General features: G+C 34.6%; 20 protein-coding genes and 1 tRNA gene. 6 read left to right on the forward strand and 15 right to left on the reverse strand.

Going from position 1 to position 25,302, the window contains the following annotated elements; all coding sequences use genetic code 11:
* Positions 1-68: 68 nt before the first annotated feature.
* The 12 genes from BMW64_RS07445 to rpsO all read right to left on the reverse strand — a co-directional run bounded on the left by BMW64_RS07445 (position 69) and on the right by rpsO (position 14,140).
* Positions 69-344, reverse strand: a complete 276-nt coding sequence (locus BMW64_RS07445) for a hypothetical protein (protein WP_089999407.1) — start codon at positions 342-344, stop codon at positions 69-71.
* Between the two features lie 7 nt (positions 345-351).
* Entirely contained in the window at positions 352-1,053 is a 702-nt protein-coding gene (locus BMW64_RS07450; protein WP_089999408.1) for a hypothetical protein, read from the reverse strand.
* Positions 1,054-1,692: 639 nt separating this feature from the next.
* Positions 1,693-2,397: a hypothetical protein gene (locus BMW64_RS07460; protein ID WP_143052658.1), complete on the reverse strand. Its 705-nt coding sequence runs from the start codon at positions 2,395-2,397 to the stop codon at positions 1,693-1,695.
* 175 nt (positions 2,398-2,572) lie between these two features.
* Entirely contained in the window at positions 2,573-3,532 is a 960-nt protein-coding gene (locus BMW64_RS07465) for a hypothetical protein (RefSeq protein ID WP_089999411.1), read from the reverse strand.
* Positions 3,529-5,469 carry a hypothetical protein gene (locus BMW64_RS07470; protein WP_143052659.1) on the reverse strand — a complete coding sequence of 647 codons (1,941 nt, stop codon included), beginning with the start codon at positions 5,467-5,469 and terminating at the stop codon, positions 3,529-3,531. The genes BMW64_RS07465 and BMW64_RS07470 overlap by 4 nt, the downstream gene beginning before the upstream one ends.
* The gene (locus tag BMW64_RS07475) at positions 5,388-5,894 is read right to left on the reverse strand and encodes a hypothetical protein (protein ID WP_143052660.1); all 507 of its coding nucleotides are present in this window, start codon (positions 5,892-5,894) and stop codon (positions 5,388-5,390) included. Before BMW64_RS07475 ends, BMW64_RS07470 begins: the two co-directional genes overlap by 82 nt.
* A 74-nt stretch (positions 5,895-5,968) precedes the next feature.
* Positions 5,969-6,910: a YqhG/Tai3 family protein gene (locus BMW64_RS07480; RefSeq protein ID WP_089999414.1), complete on the reverse strand. Its 942-nt coding sequence runs from the start codon at positions 6,908-6,910 to the stop codon at positions 5,969-5,971.
* Positions 6,901-8,739 (reverse strand): glycoside hydrolase family 24 protein, encoded by a 1,839-nt coding sequence (locus BMW64_RS20850; RefSeq protein WP_228400871.1) that lies wholly within the window; start codon positions 8,737-8,739, stop codon positions 6,901-6,903. Before BMW64_RS20850 ends, BMW64_RS07480 begins: the two co-directional genes overlap by 10 nt.
* 8 nt (positions 8,740-8,747) lie before the next feature.
* Positions 8,748-9,551, reverse strand: coding sequence for a DUF4280 and LysM peptidoglycan-binding domain-containing protein (locus tag BMW64_RS07490; RefSeq protein WP_089999415.1), 804 nt, complete (start codon positions 9,549-9,551; stop codon positions 8,748-8,750).
* A gap of 20 nt (positions 9,552-9,571) precedes the next feature.
* A complete protein-coding gene (locus tag BMW64_RS07495) occupies positions 9,572-10,630 on the reverse strand; it encodes a LysM peptidoglycan-binding domain-containing protein (protein ID WP_089999416.1) in 1,059 nt (352 codons plus the stop codon).
* A gap of 760 nt (positions 10,631-11,390) precedes the next feature.
* Positions 11,391-13,622 carry a polyribonucleotide nucleotidyltransferase gene (locus BMW64_RS07505; protein WP_089999418.1) on the reverse strand — a complete coding sequence of 744 codons (2,232 nt, stop codon included), beginning with the start codon at positions 13,620-13,622 and terminating at the stop codon, positions 11,391-11,393.
* Between the two features lie 248 nt (positions 13,623-13,870).
* Positions 13,871-14,140, reverse strand: coding sequence for a 30S ribosomal protein S15 (rpsO, locus tag BMW64_RS07510; RefSeq protein ID WP_089999419.1), 270 nt, complete (start codon positions 14,138-14,140; stop codon positions 13,871-13,873).
* Between the two features lie 170 nt (positions 14,141-14,310).
* On the opposite strand from rpsO, the gene BMW64_RS07515 reads away from it, so the two are divergent.
* From BMW64_RS07515 to BMW64_RS07525, 3 genes are all read left to right on the forward strand, one after another.
* Entirely contained in the window at positions 14,311-14,865 is a 555-nt protein-coding gene (locus tag BMW64_RS07515) for a pyruvate decarboxylase (protein WP_228400872.1), read from the forward strand.
* 296 nt (positions 14,866-15,161) lie between these two features.
* Complete coding sequence (gene mgtE / locus BMW64_RS07520) at positions 15,162-16,484, forward strand: magnesium transporter (RefSeq protein WP_089999421.1); 1,323 nt, start codon at positions 15,162-15,164, stop codon at positions 16,482-16,484.
* A 26-nt stretch (positions 16,485-16,510) separates the two neighbouring features.
* Positions 16,511-17,242 carry an ABC transporter substrate-binding protein gene (locus BMW64_RS07525; protein ID WP_089999422.1) on the forward strand — a complete coding sequence of 244 codons (732 nt, stop codon included), beginning with the start codon at positions 16,511-16,513 and terminating at the stop codon, positions 17,240-17,242.
* A gap of 127 nt (positions 17,243-17,369) precedes the next feature.
* Here the strand turns inward: BMW64_RS07525 and BMW64_RS07530 are convergent, their stop codons facing one another.
* A complete protein-coding gene (locus BMW64_RS07530; protein ID WP_089999423.1) occupies positions 17,370-17,819 on the reverse strand; it encodes a GAF domain-containing protein in 450 nt (149 codons plus the stop codon).
* Positions 17,820-17,831: 12 nt separating this feature from the next.
* Complete coding sequence (locus tag BMW64_RS07535) at positions 17,832-19,259, reverse strand: nicotinate-nucleotide adenylyltransferase (RefSeq protein WP_089999424.1); 1,428 nt, start codon at positions 19,257-19,259, stop codon at positions 17,832-17,834.
* Positions 19,260-19,312: 53 nt separating this feature from the next.
* Here BMW64_RS07535 and BMW64_RS07540 point away from each other — a divergent pair, with 53 nt between their 5' ends.
* The 3 genes from BMW64_RS07540 (at position 19,313) to BMW64_RS07550 (ending at position 21,346) form a co-directional block, all read left to right on the forward strand.
* The gene (locus tag BMW64_RS07540; protein ID WP_089999425.1) at positions 19,313-20,080 is read left to right on the forward strand and encodes an MBL fold metallo-hydrolase; all 768 of its coding nucleotides are present in this window, start codon (positions 19,313-19,315) and stop codon (positions 20,078-20,080) included.
* A gap of 77 nt (positions 20,081-20,157) precedes the next feature.
* Positions 20,158-20,237: transfer RNA gene (locus tag BMW64_RS07545), tRNA-Leu, on the forward strand.
* Positions 20,238-20,968: 731 nt separating this feature from the next.
* The gene (locus BMW64_RS07550) at positions 20,969-21,346 is read left to right on the forward strand and encodes a helix-turn-helix domain-containing protein (RefSeq protein ID WP_143052661.1); all 378 of its coding nucleotides are present in this window, start codon (positions 20,969-20,971) and stop codon (positions 21,344-21,346) included.
* A gap of 341 nt (positions 21,347-21,687) precedes the next feature.
* Here the strand turns inward: BMW64_RS07550 and BMW64_RS07560 are convergent, their stop codons facing one another.
* Complete coding sequence (locus BMW64_RS07560; RefSeq protein WP_089999428.1) at positions 21,688-25,302, reverse strand: DUF6443 domain-containing protein; 3,615 nt, start codon at positions 25,300-25,302, stop codon at positions 21,688-21,690.

A 25,302-nucleotide genomic window follows, 5' to 3' on the forward strand; every position in this document is an offset into this window, starting at 1 on the left:
TGTATGATTGATAACATCTTATATTCCTCCTAGATAAAGTTACATTCCTGCAATGTAACTTTACTTTTTTATGATCTGGTTTTACTTTCTTGCAATATGGTTTCACTTTCTTGCGATCCTGTTTCACTTTTTTGCCATCTGGTTTTACTTTTTCGCTTCATTGTTTTACTTTTTTGCCTTATTGTTTTACATTGGCACGATATAAAGTTACATTTAAAAGACTTTGCCGTGCTTGGCATAAATTCTATTAATCCTGTACCACCAGAATTAGCTTGATTGGGTGCGTCGGACTTAAAAGTTCCACCACTTTCCCATCTAAATACAGCCATAAGATTATTTGCCATTTTAATTTTATTTTCTTCCCCCCCACAGATCAGCACAAATCTCCACAACCTTTTTCCTAAATTCACAACTCACTTTATTACCCCAAATTAAATCATACTGCTGGCATAAACAAATGCTTTCTTTGTTTTGAGGATGAGCCTTCACCTCCACAGTACTCCTCCCAGACTTCTCCATAGCATCAACCCCTACCTGCTTTTTATATTTCCCTTTTATAACAACTTCCTCAATCAGTATTTCTTTACCATAAATCTTATTGGGATGTATACTGCTGCTTACAGTTTGTGTAAAAATATAATCAGGATTTTTTACCTCAGCATTCTTACTTACAGATTTATGTTGGGCGGTTTCTGCTACTACGTAATATTCATGGATCTTGTCGTGGCTTCCATCCATCACGGCATTGGCTATTTTGGAAAATTCAACAGGCAGTTTAAACTCATGCCATAAAAATCCATCCTTATTTAGATTTCGTGTAATGCTGGCTACCTTATTTTTCTCATTCTTGGTACTATGTCCGGAGCCGTTAACATCATCTTCATACAAGCTAAGCTTTATTTTTTCTCCCGGCATATTTTGGGTGTAAACCTTTACCTTAATGCTTTGTCCGTATTTGAGGACAGTATTTTCTTTGATAGGAGTATCATCACGCATAAACAATTCTACACGATCAATTTTCTTATTTTTTCCCGGGAGTACTTTTACTTTCAATCCGGGAGGAGCGGACTTTTCAGGTTCGTACAGGTAAGCTTCTATTAAGATTTCCTTACCTACAAGCTTTTGATTGTTAATGGTTAAAGGTATTTTATAACCTTTCTTAGGTGGCGTTCCCGGTTTCTGACATAGCTCACGGAAGCTCCCTTTATCGTGTACATATATTTTCCAATTGGTAATACCTATCTTTTCTGTATCATTAATATCATAAAATCTACTGACTTCATAATAAACAGTTTCTCCCAGATGTATTTCTTCCGGGCCTTTGATTTTTGAGATTGTTTTTTACCATGTTTATTTTATCTATTGGAGTAAATATTTAAAATTTTTGCATCATTCAATTTCATTTCCATACAATAAAAGTTTATTTAGAAAATCAGGTTCCCATTTTTCTATATATATATTTTGAAGTTCTGATGCTTGTCCCGATGTCTCTTTTTTTTCACCATTTAAATTAATAGAGCAATAAAATTTACCCGTAATAAAATTGAATGATTTGGAGTAACTGCTTTTGTTCTCTTTTTTATAACTTAGATCATAACCTATAATTTGTACCTTCTTACTCTTATCATTAAATCTAAACTTAATCTTTTCAATTATATTTTTTTTGTACACAGAAATATTAGGTTTTGTTGTTTAATCTGCATACTCCACACGTAATTCTACAATTTTACCTTTTATAATTGGGTCACTTACGTAATAAACTGAATAATCATTATTATATAAAATACTATTGTTTAAAACAGGTGCTTCGATTGTTTCATTTAAGGTTGATAAATGAAAAGATAACTCAAAATTTAGCATTTCATTGTCTGGTTTTGCGAGAATTTTTACGTCATCATTTATATTATCATTATCAAAAAATAAACTTTCGTTTGGTTCATATAATGTGTCAATATTGTCGGTATCATTAATTTTTTTGTCAATAGTACTTATTCGTGAATAGTAAGATACTAGAGAATATATTTTTGGTTTGTTTCCTATTTTATATTCTAAAATTTGCCATTGGCCATCAGCTTCATTTTTATTATAAATGAAGTGTTCTTTGGAAAAGCTAATTTTTTGTTGTTGAGTTTTATGTATTCCGCCCTTACTTTCATTAATTATTTCGGAAATATAATAATTAGCATCATCGGCAATTGTGTAGAAATTATCTTCTCCTTGTTTTTTCTTTATCTCTTCTATCTCATTTTCATTAGGGGCTACCAAAATTGTAGTACTATTCGTAATTATAGTATCAACTTTGGTTTTAGCTACACTAATAATAGTGCTATCACCATTTTTTTTACACAAAAAAAGACATGATAACGTCAAAAAGTATATTCTTATAATATTTTTCATTTTTGTTTTCACGGCAGCTTTGATGATTGAGTTTATTTAATATTACCGTCTTTTTTTACCATGATCATAATGAGCACCAACATTAAGATTTACACCATATATTCTAAAATCTAACATTCCCGTAGCATAATTATTCATTAGATTTAGTTTATTTTATTGTTACTATCCATTAATATTATTTAATTTTAATTAAGGGCATTTCGTTGTTTCCTGGATTGATAAAGTATATAGGATTTCCCGAAATATAATACTCATTATAAGATTTTTCAACATAAATTGTTCCCATATCATCTGATGAAGGATCGTAAATTATTTTAATTTTGTTAAAATCAATTTTTTCAGCCTTTACATTTGAATATTTAGTTTTTATACCCTCTTCAGTAAGATTTATCAAAATGTCATTTAACGAATTTATGGTGATGTCAAAAATTGTTTTTACATTATCTCTATTTGATGCTTCAAAATGATATGTTCCTTTCCATTGATTATTCTCTGTCTGTATAGTCTTTTCAGAATCTTCTAAAGAAAATTTTTTTTGTTTTATTCTAACAATTTTTCCTTCTGAATTTATTTTATTATGCGACCATTTTTCCACATTTGTTCCAGATTCATCTTCAGCTATATCAAGTAAATAAATGTTATCATTACTAATAAAATAATTTCTTTCTTTTACTGTTAAGGCTTCAGAAAAATTTATCGAGCGATAAATTATAATAGAATCTGTAATATTCTTATTAATTTCTATATATAATGTTGCTTGATTATATACATCTGCATTCTGAGTATTGTAAGGTTTAGTAGTTTTAATGAAAATTTTAGCGCTGGAACCTATATTTCCAATGGAAATTTTAGATTTTAAAGAACTTAATTTTTCATAATTAAATTTTATTCTTGACAAAGCACATTTTAAGTTGTCATCTTTTACTTGATTATCTGCACGTCCAAAGAAAGAATCATTTAATTTACATGTTGGCCCAATTGAATTTACAAAATTCAAATCTGAGATTAATGGATCACCTTGCCATGCTTTATTTAATTCAAACGTCTTTGAAATTGCATTTATACTAATCTTTTCTTGTGTTTTTTTGCAAGAAAAGATGCTTAAATAGCATAAAATAATTATTATTTTTTTCATTGTTCTTTTATAATTTTTATTATTGAACTATCAAAATTTCCTGAATGTAGATGACTATTATGAAGCGTTCCACCGTTACCTGCCCTTTTCAGTTTCTCACAATAACTATTTATTCCTTTTAATACTTCAGTAAAGTGAAAAAATTTAGCATTATCAATTACTTTTTGGTCTTGTTCAGTTACACCTAAATAGAGTATATCAACACTTCTACCATTACAATGCTCTTGGCTTGGAAAACTTGAACCTTCATAGAAACAACTGCCCGTAGTTGTTAATTTATATCCTGATTTAGCTAAATACCCAATAAATCCTGCAAAAGAATTTGCACCTGTATATCTTCTTTGAGTTTTTGAAAAATTATATGCAATTAAAACCCCATCCTTATTATAGTTTAGACTATCTGGCATCTTAACCAGCTCAACATTATTTTTTCCGGCTTTATACAAAAGCCAAATATTTCCTTTTTTAGGGTGGCTTCCATATTCTGCAATATCTCCATTTTCATACTTTACCCGCCTAGAAGTGTTTCCTTCTGAAACAATTTGGTCAGAAATAACGTTTGAATGGGTTGGTTTAGTTTTATAAACTTGGCCAATTCCCTTTTCTTTAGTTACATGCCAATCAATTATACAGACATCATGTTCATTCCCCTTTGAATCATGATATACATACTTATATCTATTTTTAAATACTTCTTTTATTTTTTTGGGGATATGTTTTTCAATTTTATTATTATGATAAATATGATAAGTAACAATATCTTTTGCATTAACTTTATCATCTGTTTTATTAATATTTTCGCAAGTGAAAATTTTGGCTTTATTTGATTGTCCTAAATTCTCTACTTCTTTAAGAGCTTCCTCAAACTCCCAAACATAAGACTTCCCTTCTTTACCTGTATAATATTGTTTCTTTCCTTTTTTGTCTATCCAAAACTCATGTCCTTCCCTTTTAAACATAGGATTGTCATCATATGCATCTTTGTTATGATCGTATACTACATAATTCTTGTCATAAGCATATTTTGTCGCATTTGGATAGTTCACAGACAAATAAAGTGCAGTTCTATTATTAAGCAAACCTTTGAATTGTTTCAATTGAAAATGTTTTTCTACATAATCCAATTGTTGTTCTGCTGTAAGAGACATTAAATGAGTTCTTGTTGTTCTTACTTCTGTAGCTGCTGCCTTACTGAATTGAATTAAACCAATGTATTTATATTTACTGCTTTCGTCTGGATTTTTACCAAAAGTTCCACATTTAGGACTAAAAGTATATGCTGATTCTAGTGCCATAATAGTCATTAACCAATTTGCGCCTTCATTATTTTGTTGTGGTAATCCTATATTCTTAGATATTTGAATTACCTTTTTCCTAAACTCGCAACTCACTTTATCTCCCCAAACCAAATCATACTGCTGGCACAAACACTTACCATCCTGTTTCCTCATTGGTTGACTCTTCACCCCAACAGTAGACCTCCCATGATTTCTATTCACCGTAATCTCCTTATCCTTCTGCGCTTTTCCCTTTACCTCCGCCCAATCATGCAGATAACCATTGGCCTGATGGATCAAAATATTCTTTTCCTCTCTCTTGGAAAGAGGCTTTTGTTCTGCTGGTGAGCCTTGTGCTTTTGGATGGAATTTCTTCTTTTCAAGAGCTTTGTATAACGGATTATGGACATTCACATTCTCAGAATTATGAGTCTTGCCTTTGTAATATTCTACCGTTACATAAAACTCAAATTCTTTGGCATCAGCTTCACCTTTCATGGCTTTTTGCATCAAGCCTTTCGTAAGAGTAAATTCTACGACGGCCAGCCCGTTATGGCCCACTTTTGCTGTTGTTGTTTCTATAGCTTGGTTGCCGGCGCTGTGTCCGTCACCTTTTGCATCATCCTCCCAAAGCGTAAAAACCAGATACTTTCCGCGCATCCCCGTTGTATGCGCTTTTGCCCGAAGCCGGTCATAGAAACTGAAGTATCACCCTTTTTATCATCCACATAATGCAGCTCCACTTTTCCTATTTTGGGAATAGTTGAAGATTTAGGATTGATGATCAGGCCCCCACCTTCCGGCTTATGAAGATATGCCTCAAGACGGTAGGTATTTTGGATTGAAATTTCGCCAAATGTAAAAGTTCCATCTCCGATTTTTTTAATATTTGTTGAAGTAAACTTACCGTTACTTCTCTTTTTGAAAAGTTCCCAGGTTACCTTTTCAGGATCTCTATCTGCATATGGAGTGTCCTCATACCAGCCTGCAACGTGATAGGTATTTTTCTCTCCGACAACAGGAGTTGGGCTTCCCGAGACCATTGAAACACCATGCTTACCACTGTTTGCAAGTTGTCTTTTCACCTCTGCTTCGCGTATTTTTTTCTCTTCTGCTAATTCCTTTTGATATTAAGGTGATCAAAATTTAATCCCCTAAGCTAATTATTGCATTTATTTAAAATTATTTCTTGTTTTGGATTTTTGTTATTTAAAAATGGATTTTCCAAAAGCTCTCTCTGATTGGTTTTTACATTATAAAATCCATACCATTTAAATTCAATTTGTTTATTATTTATTACTTTAATTTCTGCTATTTTTTCTCTTGAAGAGTAATCTTCCCAATTAAGATCGGCATTTTTTCCGGAAACACCTGTAATGAAATCATATTTTATTTCATAAACATTATTTAGTTTTTCAGATGAAGTAGATATTGATACCCAGTGTTTTTTTTGAGTATAAAAGCTTAATTGACCTTCATCATCTGCTATATAATATGAGGGGTTAGCATCATCACATGAATTGTAACGGTAATAGCCATTTATAACAGTCTCAATAGTATCATAATTTATAGATAGACTATCTACATTAAAATTATTATAAGTTTCGTTATAATTTAAAATACTAGGTATGTCATTAACTTTTATATCTTTTATTTTAATAGTATTATTTATTTTTTTTAATGTTATATAAATGTAATTTTTAGAATTATCAAAACTATTAGAAATTTCAAACTTATTATTATCTTCAACAGATTTTGAAATGCTTAAATTTTTTCTCCAATCTGATTCTACATCTTGTGCATTTATTACAGGGTCATAATCTAGATTTAAATGCTTGATTTTATTGTATAAATCAATTGTCATGTATTTTTTCCTTAATTGATCAAGTTTTGTTTCAACATCTTTATCACTTTTTTCCATTTCTGAAAAATAAGATGTATAAAATTTTTTTAATTCCTGTAATGCATTATCATCAATTTTTATTCTTTCTATTTTTTTCTCAGAGGAACTAGTCGTTTGACTACATGCTTGAAATGAAAAAAAAGCTACTAAAAGCAGAATTATTTTTTTATTTATCATTTTTAATTTTTTTATTTCCATCTAAAAATATTATATCTAGGGGGATTTTTTCTATATCTTGGTCCAGGCCACATATCTATTTGTTTAAAATCAGAAACCCATTGGCTTCCATTATACATACAAATATGACCATGTGGATGATTTGCTATACTTTGTATTACACTAATATCACCTTTTTTTGGTGTATAATTCTCAGTACTAATTTGTGTAAAGCCTAATTTTGGTAAAAATACATCATAATTTTTTGCTGAAATTGGCCTTCCATTTGTTGATAATCCTCCTGCCTCAATTGCAATTCTTACATATTTAGCACATGCGGAAATTGATTTAGGCTCTACATTAGAATTAATTTTTGCTACTGCTTTATCAATATCATATTTCTTCTTTGTTATTTGTTTACTATCATTATTTTCTTCACAGCAGTTATATCCAAAGTATTTTTTTAAAAAACCTGGTTTAATGTGTAATTTAGCAATACTTCCTTCCTGGCCAGTTAATTCTTCGTTTAAAAACTTATTATATAATTTTTTTACAGTCTCTATACTTTCTTCTCTTTGTCCATATCCTGCACCGGGTAAACTGGCCCATTCTTTAGCACATTTATTAATTGCTCCTTCAAGGTCATTGTTTTTAATATCATTAAAAGCTCTTTTCTTTTTAATTAGTAGATAAGCACAATAAATGTCTTGGCTTTCTGGTGAAAAATCTTCAACTTTATTATCACTTCTCCATTGTGAAAAATTTTCACTGTCCCAATTAGTTAGTGTTATTTGATAAGCTCCTGCTGCTGTTGAATTATGTTCTTTTATGTATATTTTTGGATGTGATTTAAAATTAGAAAATTTAGATCCTCCAACAATACGAGAATATCCTCCTTCGTCAATTGTTCCTTCTCCTTTTCTAATCATCCTCATAAATGCCCTCACTCTAGCCTCACACTCACAAACCTCATTTTTATCATCCTGTTTCACCGCCGGTGGAGCCTTCACCTCCACAGTACTCCTCCCAGACTTCTCCATAGGATCAACCCCAACCTGCTTTTTATATTTCCCTTTGATAACAACTTCTTCAATCAGTATTTCTTTACCATAAATCTTATTGGGATCTATACTGCTGCTTACAGTTTGGGTAAAAATATAATCAGGATTTTTTACCTCAGCATTTTTGCTTACAGATTTATGTTGGGCGGTTTCTGCTACTACGTAATATTCATGTATCTTGTCTTGGCTTCCATCCATGACTGCATTGGCTATTTTGGAAAATTCAACAGGCAGTTTAAACTCATGCCATAAGAATCCATCATTATTTAGATGTCGTGTAATGCTGGCTACCTTATTTTTCTCATTCTTGGTACTATGTCCGGGCCCGTTAACATCATCTTCATACAAGGTAAGCTTTATTTTTTCTCCCGGCATATTTTGGGTGTAAACCTTTATCTTAATGCTTTGCCCGTATTTGAGGACAGTATTTTCTTTGATAGGAGTGTCATCACGCATAAACAATTCTACACGATCAATTTTCTTGTTTCTTCCCGGGAGTACTTTTACTTTCAATCCGGGAGGAGCGGACTTTTCAGGTTCGTACAGGTAAGCTTCTATTAAGATTTCCTTACCTACAAGCTTTTGATTGTTAATGGTTAAAGGTATTTTATAACCTTTCTTAGGTGGCGTTCCCGGTTTCTGACGTAGCTCACGGAAGCTCCCTTTATCGTGTACATATATTTTCCAATTGGTAATACCTATCTTTTCTGTATCATTAATATCATAAAATCTACTTACTTCATAATAAACAGTTTCTCCCAGATGTATTTCTTCCGGGCCTTTGATTTTTGAGATTCCTTTTTTTGCCATGATCTATTTTATTCAAAATCAATTGTACTATCATTTTCCATCTCATCAATAAAACTCCTCAAATCCACCAACGGATTGATATAGCTGTGGAAATTCCTGTCCGCATTCTTGAAGTTCTGTTTGGTCAGCTCTTCCCGCTGGCCGTGATCCATTACTTTTATTTTTCCACCGATGGTGCATTGGAGCTCTGAGATTTCGGTAATAAGAGCGTTATCCATAACTTTTACATTCTGGTAGAACTTCTGCCATTTGCCTGCAGGAGAAAAAGTGCATGACTGGCCGTTTTGAAGCGAACAATTCCCAAAAGGTACTGCAGGAGGATTGAACTGCACATCATTTTGGGTCACGGCAAGATAATCGTCGGATGAACCATCGTCATTGATATAATGCTTCTTGTGGCTAGTGACCTTAAATTGAGGAAACTTAGCCCCTTTGTCGCAGATGGCTTTCCCTTTCTGGATTACAAAAAGTTTTCCGTCGTGTTCACTCGGCGCTTTCTCTTTAGGTTCGTTCTTATTTTCTTTTTCATGCTGATCTTCATTAGATTCTGTTTTGTTATTTCCGGAAATTTCCTTTGCATTTAATTTATCAGCATTCTTCGCTCTCTTACTTTCCATTTCACCGTTAATTTTCGCTACTTCATGTGCATCCGGGATGGTAAGGATCATTCCTTCACGGATGTCATTTCCTATACCTTTCTCTATAGGGCCATTAAAATTGTGAAATGTTTTCAGCGTATAGGCATCAGGTAATCCTATATCCCGGGCGATAGACGATAAAGTCTCGCCTTTTTTTACTTTATATTCTTTCATTTGTGTGTATTTGTGTCGAATTAATGTTTTAAACGTATCTGTATTTCTTTAAATTCCTTTGTGTGATAATCTAATGATTCTACTTTTATTTCGGCATTTTGTAGTATTTTTTGGCTTTTATCCAGATGGTATTTAGCCGTAATGGTAGATTCAGGCAATTCGCTTTCACCATACTGCTCCTCGCTTCTTTTTATATTCCCGAAGATTTCATGCAGACTGCGTTTATCAATAGATTGAGATTCCTGCTTTATGGCAATCAGTTTATCATTGATGTCAATTTCATACACATTTTCGTGCAGTATTTCATCAAATAAGAAATGAGCTGCATTTTCAGATTTCCCTTCAGCATACCTTTTAAAATAAACCGAAAAATAAAACTGAAGAAAAATTTCCTTTCTAAGATAAGAGGTCAGAGTATCTCTATCTTCTATAACAGTATTTATTTCGTCAATATATCTTAGAGACAGAGCATCTTCATAAAGATTGTAAAGGTCCTCTTTTAAGGTTTTCCATTTATTATAAATCTCTTTGTAGTTATGAACATACGACAACAAACCATTTTTATTAATCCCTACCTCTACATAAGAAAACACAGAAGCACATTTCAAGGCCAGATTATATACTTTCAATTCGGGGTTTTCACCATTTAATAAAAGATTTTCTTTTTTGAATTTAAAAATATAATTAGAGTCATGCTTATCCAGATATTGTAATAAAATTTCAAACTGTACATGATCTGTTCTATTTTCAAAAATATCTCTTATTTCAACGATATAAGTATGATCAATAGATTGAAAATCAGGCAATAAATTTCCGTTTTCAATCTGATTGTGATTTTTTATATTATTTTCTTCACTATTTAAATTTCTTTTTTCTAAAATAGTGCGGATATCATTTTCATCAGGGATAAAAATTTCCTGTCCGGCAAAAAGAGTATTGCCCAGATGGTTGCTGTCTTTAGGTACATGCTGATAGTGGAAATATTTCAATAGCTCTATATCCGGAATCTGATACTGTTCAGCAATCTGTTCCAAAGTTTCTCCTTTTTTTGCAATATGGGATTTCAGATAAAGTCTCATACTGTAAAAATTGTTTTGGAAGTCAGCCTTGAAATTAAGGCTGAAAGAATAAAAGTATCCTGAAAAGGGAAGTTTTGTGAAAGTATATTTTTCATGCGTTTGTGTTTATATTTGCTCAAAAATATAAAAATTAATTTAAATTTTTGCCGCAGACATAAAATCCGGTAAATTCAAGGGTATCAATGTTTTTTTGAATGTAAATAAAAACATAACTAAATATTTGCTTACGCATACATTTAAGCAGAGATAAAAAGACGTTTGATTAGGTTTGAATTAGAAAAAATCTTTTAATTCCCAAAAGGGTAGTAATTAATACGTCAACCCAGAATTGCAATCCGAAACATCTTGGTCTTTACAGAACGCAGGATCGATAACATCTTATATTCCTCCGACATAAAGTTACATTCCTGCAATGTAACTTTACTTTTTTATGATCTGGTTTTACTTTCTTGTAATGTGGTTTCACATTCTTGCGATCCGGTTTCACTTTTTTGCCATCTGGTTTCACTTTCTTGCTTCATTGTTTTACTTTTTTGCCTTATTGTTTTACATTGGCACGATATAAAGTTACATTTTAGCAACACGGTAGAACATTCCTGCGTGCTAAAAAGCAATTCTTCCGGAGATTTTTCATTCCATTGCATTTCATTCAGAATGACACACCAGCCAGCTCAAATTTGCAATCCTCGTTTCCATTAAAAGCTTAAACAAAAAAACCACCGGACATCCGGTGGTTTCATATCATTGATAAGTACTAATCTTATGCTTCAGTTGAAGGATTGTTGTTTTCAGCAGGTTTTTCGCCCTGTGGTCTTTGTCCTTCAGGTCTGTTTGGTCTTCCCTCTCCTTCCGGTCTTGGTTTACCTTCCGGTTTCGGAGGTCTTGGCAAAAGAACCTTTCTTGAAAGCTTCATTTTCTTACGGTCATCATAACCCATAAATTTCACTTCCACTTCATCCCCTTCTTTATATGGAACTTTATCCAGACGCTTCCACTCGATTTCCGAGATGTGAAGAAGTCCTTCCGTACCTTTTGCAATCGCTACGAATGCTCCGAAATCCATGATCTTCACCACTTTTCCGTTGTACACCTGTCCTACAACCGGTACAAAAGTGATTTCGTTGATTTTTGCCACTGCTGCATTGATCTTCTCTCTGTCGGTACCTGCAATTTCGATACGTCCGATTTCGCCGATTTCTTCAATGGCAATAACTGTATCCGTATCTTTCTGCATCTGCTGAATGATTTTTCCACCAGGCCCGATTACCGCACCGATGAAGTCTTTCGGGATTTCCATTACCACCATTTTCGGAGCGTGTGGTTTTACATCAGCTCTTGGCTCAGCAATTGTTTCCGTGATTTTATTTAAGATATGTAATCTTCCTTCTTTAGCCTGCATTAAAGCTTTTTCCATGATATCCATAGAAAGCCCTTGGATTTTGATATCCATCTGACAAGCAGTGATACCATCGGCAGTTCCCGTTACTTTAAAGTCCATATCTCCAAGGTGATCTTCATCTCCCAAGATATCAGAAAGTACGGTAAATTTACCTGATTTTGTATCAGTAATCAATCCCATAGCGATACCGGAAACAGGTTTTGTAATCTGTACCCCAGCATCCATTAATGCTAAAGTTCCCGCACAAACCGTTGCCATAGAAGACGAACCATTTGATTCAAGGATATCGGAAACGATTCTGATCGTATATGGATTTTCTTCAGGAATTACGGCCTGTAAAGCTCTCTGAGCTAAGTTTCCGTGTCCTACTTCTCTTCTTGAAGTTCCTCTCAAAGGTCTTGCTTCACCCGTAGAGAACGGAGGGAAGTTATAATGTAAAAAGAATTTTTCGTCATGTTGCGTGATAACGCTGTCGACCATGTTGGCATCTTTTACAGAACCCAACGTTACAGCCGTTAATGACTGCGTTTCACCTCTTGTAAAGATCGCAGAACCGTGGGCTCCCGGAAGATAATCGATCTCAGACCAGATCGGACGGATTGTTTTCGGATCACGGCCGTCAAGACGGATGTTATCTTCTAAGATCATCTGACGCATTGCTTCTTTTTCTACGTCATGATAATATACTTTTGCAAAAGGAGTTACTCTTTCAAGCTCCTCAGCGTTATCTACATACTGAGCAAGGAACTCATCAAGAACAGCCTTGAATTTTTCTCCTCTTTCTTCTTTTGCAGATGGCGTTTTTGCAACTTCATAAACTTTATCATAAGTTTCTTTCCACACTTTTTCACGGATCGCTTCGTCGTGAACTTCATGCAAATATTCTCTTTTCGGGAAAGCTTTACCTACTTTTTCAGCTAATCTTTCCTGACCTTCGATTTGTTTTTTGATTTCAGCATGTGCGAAGATGATGGCCTCCAGCATTTCCTGCTCAGAAATCTCTTTCATCTCTCCTTCTACCATTACGATAGAATCTTTGGTAGCACCCACCATGATATCAAGCTCAGAATCTTTTAGCTGCTCATAACTTGGATTAATAGCCAGCTGACCATTAAATCTTACCACTCTTACTTCAGACATTGGTCCGTTGAAAGGAATATCGGTAATGGCAATTGCTGCAGAAGCGGCCAAACCTGCCAAATCATCAGGAATTGTCTTCCCGTCATAAGAGATTAATGAAATCATCACCTGAACTTCTGCGTGGAAATCTTCAGGGAAAAGCGGACGCAATACTCTGTCCACCAATCTCATTGTTAAAATTTCCTGATCGGAAGGCCTAGCTTCTCTACGGAAAAAGTTTCCGGGAATTCTTCCTCCTGCATAAAATTTTTCTCTGTAATCTACCGTTAATGGTAAAAAATCCACTCCTGGATTTGCTTCCTTATTGGCTACAACCGTTGCCAAAAGCATTGTTCCGCCACATTTTACAACTACGGATCCATCGGCCTGTTTTGCCAGCTTACCCGTTTCAATAATAATTTCTCTGCCGTCTGCAAGAGTAATCGTTTCTGTAAACGCTTGAGGTATACTCATAAAAATTGTCTTCTTGTACTCCGTATTGAGTACGATTAATATTTAAACTCTTTAAATTTTCGATGCAAATTTAATGTAATTATTTGGATATAACACTTTGTCGGCCTAAATCCGTACTAAAATCAAGGCAAATTTATGTTTTTAGTAACGTAGCTTCTCGTGTATTTTAATGTGGTAATTTTAAAAAAAATAAATCAGATAAATAAAAAAGCAACTTCTTTCGAAGTTGCTTTTAAAAATCTTGTAGATTATTTTCTTAAACCTAGTTCAGCAATAATTGCTCTATATCTTTCGATATCTTTGTTTTTAAGATAATCTAGTAATCTTTTTCTTTTACCTACCAGTTTTACCAAAGATCTTTCAGTGTTGTAATCTTTGTGATTGCTCTTTAAGTGAGCAGATAAATGGTTGATTCTGAAAGTGAAAAGAGCTACTTGTCCTTCAGCACTTCCTGTGTCTTGTGCAGATTTTCCATGTTTTGCGAAAATTTCCTGCTTTTTTTCTGTATTTAAGTACATTCCAATATTATTTAAATGATTATTATGTAACGGCTGCAAAATTACGATTTATTTTGGATTCTGCAAACATTATTGATTTCGTAAATTGAAATTGATAGAAAAAAATGTTAAATATTTCTTAAAAAAATTATGCTATCCCATTAAAAGGCAGTAATTTTGCATAGGAATTAATGATGAGAAAATCTACTACTTTCGCAATATTCGCTATTCTTGTTTTATCGGGCTTTTCTTTACTTAAAGCGCAGAAGAGTTATGACGCTAAAATAAAAAAAGTGTTGTACTTCAATCCACAGGTTGAGCCTGATATTGAAGAGATAAAAGAGCCTACCAATACTGCTTTTTTCAGTGCCGTTTCAGATAATTTAAGTGAAAGAAAAAACAAAATGCTGAAAACGGAAACCCAGATTTCTTTTGACAGTATTGACAAAAAGACAATTGCGGATTATTGTATTAATAATGATGCAGATTTTGCCATTGTGCCTAAAGTAAAATATTTCAAAGTAGGAATCGGAAAATATGTTTTTTCCAACCAGGTAATAGTAAGCATGAAACTTTTTGATGCTTCAGGAAATCTCATTACAGAAACCGATTATGATACGTATAGGAAAAATATGCGGCTTTTGGGATCTACAGTAAATTCAGTGAAGATCGGTACAAACGGTGCGATCAAAGGAATTCTCAAACAATTGCGAAAAATAAAGCCTTCTGAAGAAAACGGGTTTTAAATTTATTCTTCAAGTAAATATGTAAGCTTCCGTACAGTAATATTTCTTCATCAAGAATATTATGCACACCATTGATTTTCATAAATTTATATTCATTCTAAAGTGAATAATTTAAAAAAAATGATTATTTTAGAGATAACAATTCATTCAAACTTATCTCAATTCAAATTCTTCTGACACTCGCATTCTTGTGAGTGTTTTGTGTTTAAATACATTTTAAGTAATCCTTAAATTTAAATCACCATTACCTTTTTCTAAAAATTTGAACTATTTTTGCATAACCAAAATTTAACGTTTTGAATTCTAAAGACGAACTTATCTTTAATCCTGCCGATATTGCCGAAACTCTGAGCGAACTTCACGCCGATGAGAGGCTTTTGGCATTCCTGAAAGTTCCGAAAGAATACAAAGCAGAAGTTTTCTCACATCTTGACCCTGATTTCCAGGAAGAAACCATCCGAAGCATCGGAAGCGACGAAGTATCTGAAATCCTTAACGCGATGACGCCCGACGACAGAACGGCTCTGTTTGAAGATTTTCCGGATGAACTGATTAAATATTCTATTAACCATCTGAATCCTCAGGAAAGGAGGATTGCATTGAAGTTATTAGGCTACGATTCTGATTCTATTGCACGTCTGATGACGCCTTATTACATCCAGATCCGGAAAGAATGGACGATCAAAAGATGTCTTCAGCAAATCAAAAAAGTCGGCAGCAAGGTAGAAACCATGAATTACCTGTATGTTGTTGATGAAAGAAACCGATTAATCGACGACATTGCTCTTGGAAGCCTTCTGCTTGCGGAAGAAGATACGTTGGTTTCAGAAATTACTGATAATCATTTCGTTGCTATTACAACCACCACTTCAAAGGAAGACGCTGTTCAATATTTCGAAAAATATGACAGGGCCGCACTTCCAATTGTTACAGAATCAGGTGTGTTGGTAGGAATTGTAACGATTGATGACATTCTGGATCAAATTGAGCAACAAAACACTGAAGACATCCAAAAATTCGGGGGTCTTGAAGCATTGGACGTTCCGTATACCCAAACTTCGCTAATTGAAATGGTGAAAAAGAGAGGTATGTGGCTGATCATCCTTTTTTTCTCTGAAATGCTAACTGCTTCTGCGATGGGATATTTTGAAGATGAAATTCAAAAAGCGGTGGTTTTAGCGCTGTTTGTTCCTTTAATCATATCCAGTGGCGGAAATTCAGGTTCGCAGGCTGCTACATTGATTATCAGGGCGATGGCACTCCAGGAGATCGGACTGAAAGACTGGTGGTACGTTATGCGAAAAGAGATATTCACCGGATTATTTCTTGGCGGAATTTTGGGAATTATTGGTTTCTTAAGAATTATGATCTGGCATCAGGCAGGTTTCTTTAATTACGGAATATACTGGCCGTTCGTCGGCCTAAGTGTTGGTGTTTCTTTAGTGATGATTGTTCTTTGGGGAACTCTTTCTGGTTCTATGGTTCCGTTTATTTTAAAGAAATTAAAACTTGACCCTGCAACTTCTTCTGCTCCTTTCGTAGCAACATTGGTCGATGTCACAGGACTTATCATTTATTTTTCTGTGGCTGGGCTTTTCTTAACCGGTAAACTTTTGTAATTTTAGGCAACTTCTAAAATATCAGAATGAAAGTTGTTTCTCTTGTCCCCTCAATTACTGAGGCTTTATTTGATTTAGGTTTAACGGAAAATCATGTGGTGGGAAGAACAAAATTCTGTATCCATCCTGCAGAAAAGGTGAAAAACGTAACGGTTATTGGCGGAACGAAAAATATTAATATTGATAAAATAAAAGCTTTACAACCCGATCTTATTTTGGCAAACAAAGAAGAAAATGTCAAAGAACAGGTTAAAGCTTTAATGACTGATTTTAAAGTAATTGTTACCAATGTTGAGACTATTGAAGATAATTATTATCTGCTTAAAAATCTAGGTCAAATTTTCAATAAACAAGATAAAGCGCAAATGTTCAATCTTAAAATTTATGATGTTTTACAACAAACCAAAATTAATAAGAAGATAAAAGCAGCTTACCTCATCTGGAAAAATCCTTATATGACCATAGGATCTGATACTTTCATCCATAGAATACTGGAAGAAATAGATTTTGAAAATATTTTCAAAGATAAAAAACGTTATCCGGTAATTGAAATTGCAGATCTTGCTCATGCAGAAGTTATCATGCTTTCTTCTGAGCCTTTTCCTTTTAAAGAAAAGCATATTGAAGAGCTAAAAGCTTATTATCCCGATAAAAAAATCATCATTGTAGACGGAGAAGCTTTTTCATGGTATGGAACACACATTGCGAAATGCGGGAATTATTTTAAAAATCTGGTTTCTGAAGTAGAGTTAATTTAATTTATGTTTTTCTCACAGATTCGAACAGAATTGTATTGAAACAAATAGGCTTTTTAAAATTAAATTCTTTGAAACAAAAGACTCCGGCCCTTCGGGCCGGAGTCACTATTTTAACAGATATATTCCACTATAAAATTTTGGAGACTTCGTTGCAAAGCCATTCCAGCAATTCACGGTCTTCATCCGTAAAAGGATTGATCGTGTGAGAATCGATATCAATTTGTCCTATATTCTTTCCGTCTTTAAAGATAGGAACAACAATTTCTGCTTTTGTATCAATGGAGCAGCTCAGATAGTTGCTTTCTTCATGTACATCGGGAACTACAAATGTTTCGTTAGAAACGGCAACCTGCCCGCAAATTCCTTTTCCATAAGGAATAATCGTATGATCTGTAGGAGCTCCAACATAAGGCCCCAATTTCAGTTCTTCTTTATCTCCATTTTTGAAGTAAAAACCAGTCCAATTGAAATATGATATTTCCTGATCTAAAAGATGGCAAACCTTTTCAAGTTTCTCTTCCGTATTATGTTTTGGACTTTCTAATATTGATGAAAGTCTTTTTTTTAATTCTGACATTTTATATTGTTTTTAAGAGAATTGTTTTAACGAAAGTTCTTCTTTATAGCCGAACATTCCGCGTTCTTTAATCATTTCCGCGACGCCTTCAGGAAGCTGGGTTTCCCAGCCTTTGATGTTGCATCCGATCTTTTTCAAAATATCTCTTGAATAAATTTCCAGGAACTCCGGATTGTAGTTGGTAATGTCTACGATACGTTCGTTGTGCTTGAAATATTTATACAATTCTTTCAGGTTTTCTTCTACTTTTAATGTATCGGAATTCAGCAATTCATGCGTTTCAGGATCCTTGTAAGGATAAAGATACACTCTCAGTCCGTTTCTGAAAAACTTACCGAAAGCCTCCAGGATTCCCCCTGATAGATTCTTATAATATTTCTCGTCGAATACCATCAACAGGTTATTTACACCCATCGCCACCCCGATATTTCCACTGGTGTACGAAGCAAAGTAATCAATCAAACGGTAATATTCCGAATAATTGGAAATGATAACCGTATATCCTAGTTTGCCCAATACATCGACTCTATCCAGGAAATCCCTTTCATCAATATCACCGTCTGCACGAAGGTTTGAAATGGTGATCTCGATCAGAACTTCGGTTTCGTCAGGTGTACATAGGGCGTCTTTAAGAAACATGTCGAGACCATTTTTCAACATATCAATATTTACCTTCGTTACAGGCCTGAAACTTCCCCTAACAGCAAAAATATTTTTCTTGTATAAAATATCAGCAGGCAGCATATTGTTCCCTTCCGAATTGAAGATGACGGCATCCGTCATTCCATGTTTTACCAGCTGTAAGGACATCAGTCTGTTGTCAACATATTCAAAGGCAGGACCGCTGAAATCGATCATGTCGATCTCCAGATTATCCTTCGCTACTTCGTCGTAAAGAGATTCTACTAGATTTCTCGGGTTATCATAATAATGAAAGGCCCCGAAAATAAGATTTACACCAAGATTCCCTAAAGTTTCCTGCTGTAACGTGGCATCATTTTCTTTAAATTTTACATGAATAACAATTTCATTGTAATCTTCATTCTCCTTCACCTGAAAACGGATTCCTACCCAACCGTGACCTTTAACTGTTTTATCAAAATTAATGGTTGTAACGGTATTTGCATAAGAAAAAAACTTTCTGTTCGGGTTGTTTTCTCTGGAAATTCGCTCTTCGATTAAAGCTACTTCATAGCGAAGCATTTTTCGAAGTCTGTTTTGGGTAACGTATCTGTTTTTTACCTCTTTTCCATAGATCGCATCACTAAAATCTTTGTCGTAAGCCGACATTGCCTTAGCGATTGTACCGGAAGCTCCCCCTGCTCTAAAAAAGTGTCGAACAGTCTCCTGCCCTGCTCCAATTTCCGCGAAAGTACCATAAATAGTAGGATCTAGATTAATTGTTAATGCTTTTTGTTTAGGAGTTAGTTTCTGATACATTAGGACATTAAATTTTTCGTAAATTTACCAAAATTAAAACAACCTCAAAAGAAATGAAGTTGAAATTTTTAGGAACGGGAACTTCCCAGGGTGTACCCGTTATTGGATGCACCTGCGAGGTATGTACTTCAGAAAATCCCAAAGACAGTCGTCTCAGATCTTCTGTAATGGTGACCACCGATGAAAGTAAAAAAATACTAATCGATTGCGGTCCCGACTTCAGACAGCAAATGCTTGACAATAAAGAAAATACGATTGACATCGCATTGCTTACCCACGAACACAATGACCATGTGATCGGTCTTGACGATATGCGTCCTCTGATTTTCAAAACAGGAAAAGATATGCCTTTGTATTGTTATTCAAGAGTTGGAAATGAGGTAAAAAAACGTTTTCCATATGCCTTTACAGATGAGAGATATCCCGGAGCGCCTGCTTTTGAGCTGCATGAAATTGAAAATAAGCCTTTTACGGTTTTAGATACAGAAATTACGCCTATTGAAGTAATCCATTTTAAAATTTCTGTGTTTGGATATAAGTTTAAAAATCTTGCTTATATTACCGATGCCGGCTTTATTTCAGATACGGAAAAGGAAAAGCTTAAGAATCTGGATGTATTAATTTTGAATTGTATCAGAAAGTTTGATCCGCATCCTGCTCATTTTATTCTTCCTGATGTTATTAAATTATTCGAAGAGCTAAAACCAAAGAAACTATTTTTAACGCACATCAGTCATCATCTGGGGCTGCATGATGTTGAAGATAAATTACTTCCGGCCGGAATGCACCTTGCCTACGATGGATTGGAAATAAATTTTTAGTTTTTTCATTAAAATATTTTTTGAGATTCATAAAAAGTTTCTATATTTGCACACCGATTCAAACAAAGGTAACACTTGCCCAGGTGGCGGAATTGGTAGACGCGCTGGTCTCAAACACCAGTTCTTAGGAGTACCGGTTCGATCCCGGTCCTGGGTACACAAGCCAAATGGCACCAATTGAAGACAATTGGTGCCATTTATTTTTTATATACTTGATAATCAGTAATATATCAATATTATAAAGTTATACCTATTTAATACTTCTTTTTTTACTTTATAGGCGATTTATAAAATGGTCGAATCACGCAAAACGACTGTATATCAATAACTTAATATCAAAATACTCTTTATTTAAAGGAGAAACGTATTGAGATTCTGCCAAGGTGACCATACCGGAATCGAACCACATATATCTTATTGATTTTAAGAAAATTAAATCTGATCTTAACTAGAAATCTGGTAAAACCAAATTTTCAAAAGGAAACTTCATAATAAAAACCGCTACCCTTTCGAGTAGCGGTTTTTATTATGGCTTGTTTTTTAATGTTTTGTATAAGCTATAATTTCCTGAGCTATTTTGTCGATAAATGTGATAATCCTCAGAGTTTTTTGCTTTATGAATAGAGTCACCAATTTTAAGAACATTCTTATCAGGTGCATAAATCCAAAAGGTATAATTAAAATCATTTTCTCCAACAAATTTGATAACTTTAGAGTTTTCAAATTTTCTATTTGATTTTATCTCTTCAATGATACCATTAACTTCTGAGCTATAAAATTTATTGTATTTATATAAATTCCAAAAAAACCTGTCTCCTGGAGTTACTTGCCATTGTACTTGTAATTCTACAATCCGCTCACTTTTTCCAAATCTTCCTACTCAGGTTTTTGCTTTCTCAAAAAGAGATAGCTCTAAGTTTGGGTATAGACCAGGTACAATACAGCAGAATAGAAAGCGGTAAAGTAGAGCCTACTTTATCTTCTCTTGATAAAATCGCTGAAGCTTTAGGAATTAAACTCGCTGAACTTCTGGACGAAGAACAAACTTTGGATATTAATTCTTATGATAAAAATGTAATTGATAAAGTACGGCTTTTAGAAGAGCTTGACGAAATAGAAAAAAATCCATCTTCAATATTATCGATATCGCCATCAGTAAAAACGATTAAAAGACAATCTTGCAAACGTTTACAAGGTATAAAGCAAAAAAACCTCGCTTTTGCGAGGTTTTTTTTACAAAACTGTATTATATTTCGATATAAGTAAATGATAAAGAAAGGAAGGTATTTGCTTATTGTAAACAACATCTTCTTTCCTTGTTCCATTATCATAATATATCGTGCGTAATCCCATTATGTAGATATCCTTATGGATTTTGAAAGTATAAAAACTTATGCAATCTTCCGCCGTTGTTTCATTGATGAAGTATAAATCATCATTGCTGAATAACAATAATCTGAAAGGCGATTTGTTTTCAAGATATTTAAGCTTGTAACCTCTTAATACTCTTATTAGTCTAATCTCTTTTATATCTTCCTGTTTAAACACTTTGCTTATATTCTCTTTTATAAAACGATTGGATATATAGTCAAATTCTCCTCTCATAATCATTCGGATAAAGTATTGTAAAGTTCCGTTCCTGTTTCTGAACCATAATAGTATCCTACAGCTCCCCCAACAATACCACCAATTACAGTTCCCCAAGGTCCGGCAAAAGAACCAATCATCGCACCATATTCCGCTCCAGCCCAAGCTCCTGTCCAACCTCCAATCTCACCAGATAATGCTTGTGCTTTATTATCCGCAGTTGCCACATTATATATGGACATACCTGCGGAAACTACAACGACCGCAGTTCCTGCTCCCCTCAATATTTTCGCAGTACCAGCACCACCCCTAATTCTTCCGCTAGGCTTAATTCCCTCAGAAGCATAGTATTTTGCTGTAGCTAGTTGAGCTTCTTTTGTTTTAAGGATTTGAGACATTGCTCGCCCTTGTGTGGACAATTGAGCTCTAGTTGATTGTTGTAAATGATACCTATAGAAAGCATATTCTGCAGAACTCGTATAATTATTATAAATAAGTCGATTATTGGGATAGTAATAGTTGAGTCTAATATGGGAATCTTTTGCTAAATTATAGCCAGTATACCAAAGCCAAGAAACATTGTTAGAACTAGATTTGGAACTACCACTAACAGTAACTCCTTCGATCTGCGTTTCTTTATATGAAATACCAGCACCGTTACTATCTCTCCACATATCTCCATCCCAAGTAAAGGTCCCGTCTAAATCTGTCCAAACCTGCCCCTTTTCTGTTCCTGGTCTGTCAGGATATGCCAACATATTATTTTCCTCTTCAAATAATCCAGTTGGGTCAGAAAAATATGTAGGATTATTAAACGCGAAACGATAAGGCGTCCAACTAGGCATTATTTCAGAAAGCCCGTCATGGGCAATAAATCTTGCAATATCCGGCATATAATGACGGAAGTCCATTGCGTACATACCCGTCTCCTGAAGTTCCTTACCGTTATATTTGTAGTTTTGGTACCCACCTAAAAGTCCTTTAGGACCTCCAATATGATTTAGACCAAATGGATAGTAGTCGTTCCTGTCTGTAATTTCTAATATGCCATCCGTATTTTTAGCATAACTAATTCTTGCATTTCCCAATTGATCTCTATACTGGTAAATATAACGGTTTTCTGTGAAACTGTAAAAGCCTTCTGCTGTTGGCACAAAACTTAAAATCCAAGTAGAAGAAGGTATTAGTGGGGGCTTTTTACCATCACCTGGTAGCACTATATCTTTCTGCTGATAAGCCTGCTCTTCAAAAGCTACGCTGGTACGACACCATGTACATTGTGTAGTTTCTGAAGAACTATACTGAAAGCCATCCAAGTAATCTGTCATATTTGTTGTTGTAGAATATCCCCTAGGCCCAACATTGATATAGGTTTTGCGTAATTTAATCCCATCAGCACGATACAAGTGATTTAAAGTGACATTAGATATAGCTCCCAAGTTATTTTCACTGATTCCGTAAGTAGAAGGTAAATTCAAATAGTTATATGATATAGTTTGAATACCTTTGTCCTTCATATTAATCATATTCCCATTAGCATCGTAATCGATCAGATTATTTCCACCTTCATATCCTGTATCATTCGTTGAATTTTCAATAATCTTGTCAAGACGGTTTCCAGTGTATTGATAATCCAGATTGTCTACCAATGTACCTGTAAGTCCTGATACCGGAATTGCAGTACGCTTAAGATTTGAGATATTTCCATTCAGGTCATATGTTAAATACTCATCAAAATTACCGCTGATTCCCGTGCTTGGCTCCTTATAAAATGCGTTCGTAAGTCTGTTCAGTTTATCATACTCATAGGAATATCTTCGTTTAGGATCATTTACTACCGCTCCCGTTATCCAATCTACTTCAGCGATATTACCATTAAATTTAGGAGCAGCATTTTCCGGATTATTATATTTTATTTCATAACCAAATAATTTGCCATTAAGATTTGCCGGATCGTTGATTTTAGTCATCCATCCTCTGATATTGTAACTATAGCTGATGTCCTGCAGCGGAACAGAAGGTGATATCCCCCCTACTTTCTTCCCGGAAATCAGTGAAAGTTCATTATAGCTATTCTGGGTTAAATATTCTACAGGATTACTGTCCACCTGATGGGTATGGATCATTAACCTGTTTTGAGGATCATAGGTAAAGTTTTCGGTAATCATCCGATCGGTATCCGTATCCAGTCTTTTATGAGTGGTTATAGTCTGTTGGATAACTCCTGAAAAGTCCAATTTAGAATCTACCTTGGTCCGACCACCTAAGTGATTGATAGAATAACTTCCGATAGCTCTTCCCTTTTTGTCATAGTACGTGTAGTTCTTTGTCCAGTTGTTATCCTCAATATTTTTTATCAGGTTCATCACCGGAAGACTTTTTGTACTTAATCCTTCTGTGGTGGGAGTATCGGTTAGTGTTGTTTCTCCCAGAATCGTTGGAGGAAAAGCAGGGTTGAAACTATAACTTGGATAACTGTCGTAATAATTGACAGACAACAAAACATAATTATACTGAGGATACGCTGAATTCGTTGTATAGTATACGTCCATCCCGGTATTGTTAAAACTTGCTGTAGTTCTGACTTCATTATTGGAGCCTAATCCCTCCACAGCAACTACCTGCTGGGCTCTACCCGGCGGGCTGTCTAGAATACCGGTATATATAGGCCTTGAAAACTGATCGTATTTCGTGAAGAGCCATTTACCCTGAGCTTCCAGTACCGCATCACGGGTAAGAACCAACCGGTCTTGCTTATCATAAACCATATACTCCCAGCCTTTACCAGGAAGCTTCTTTTCTACCAAACGGTTTCTGCCGTCATATTTATACTGATAGCAAAGATCCGAAAGAATCGTATTGGGATCATCCGCCAGCGATGCTTTTGGAGGAATGACAAAAGCAAGCTGATTATATTCATTGTACACATAATACGTGTCGGCTTTTTCCGTCGCACTGAGCATCTTTCTTACCAAGAGTACCTTTCCCTGAGCATTTTTAAACTCAATCGTCTGGTTGCCGTCTTCATCCGTTACGGTGTTTTTATACAATTGAGCATCACCATAAACGGTACTTTGGGTGATGGTGCTTTTCGTGGCTCCGTTTTCCCAAGAGGTTACCGTGACATATTTTTTTACAGCATCCATTGTAGTATTGGCATTATACCCGAATTGTACTGGTTTATCGTTCCAGGCCTGGCCTACCTGTTTCTGCTGCAGAATCCTGTCCAGCGGAGAGTTTTCCATGATTTTTTCCGAAAAAGGTTTCTCATTCATATATACTCCTGTTGGATCTCCTATCGGGAAGTTACCTGAAGTTTGTGTATATATTCCACCGTTATTGGTCGATTGTTGAGGAACAGGAAGGTAATCGCTTACCTGTCTTCCGAAACCGTCATATAAGATCGGCTTTACCACGTCTTTACCCTGCGGAGAAGCTTTTACATTTACAATCTGTTTGGGTCTGCCTAATCCATCAAAGTACTGGACAGTCTGAATTTGTTTGGCAGTAGTACTAGATGTTGTAACAGGTTCCAAATACGTTCTGCTCTGGATATAGTTTTCTGTAGAACTTATTTGTCCATAAGACAAACCTGACAACAGTAAAGCGCCTATAGGAATTAATATTTTTCTCAT

Source organism: Chryseobacterium taichungense, from assembly GCF_900109935.1.
Lineage (GTDB): Bacteria > Bacteroidota > Bacteroidia > Flavobacteriales > Weeksellaceae > Chryseobacterium > Chryseobacterium taichungense.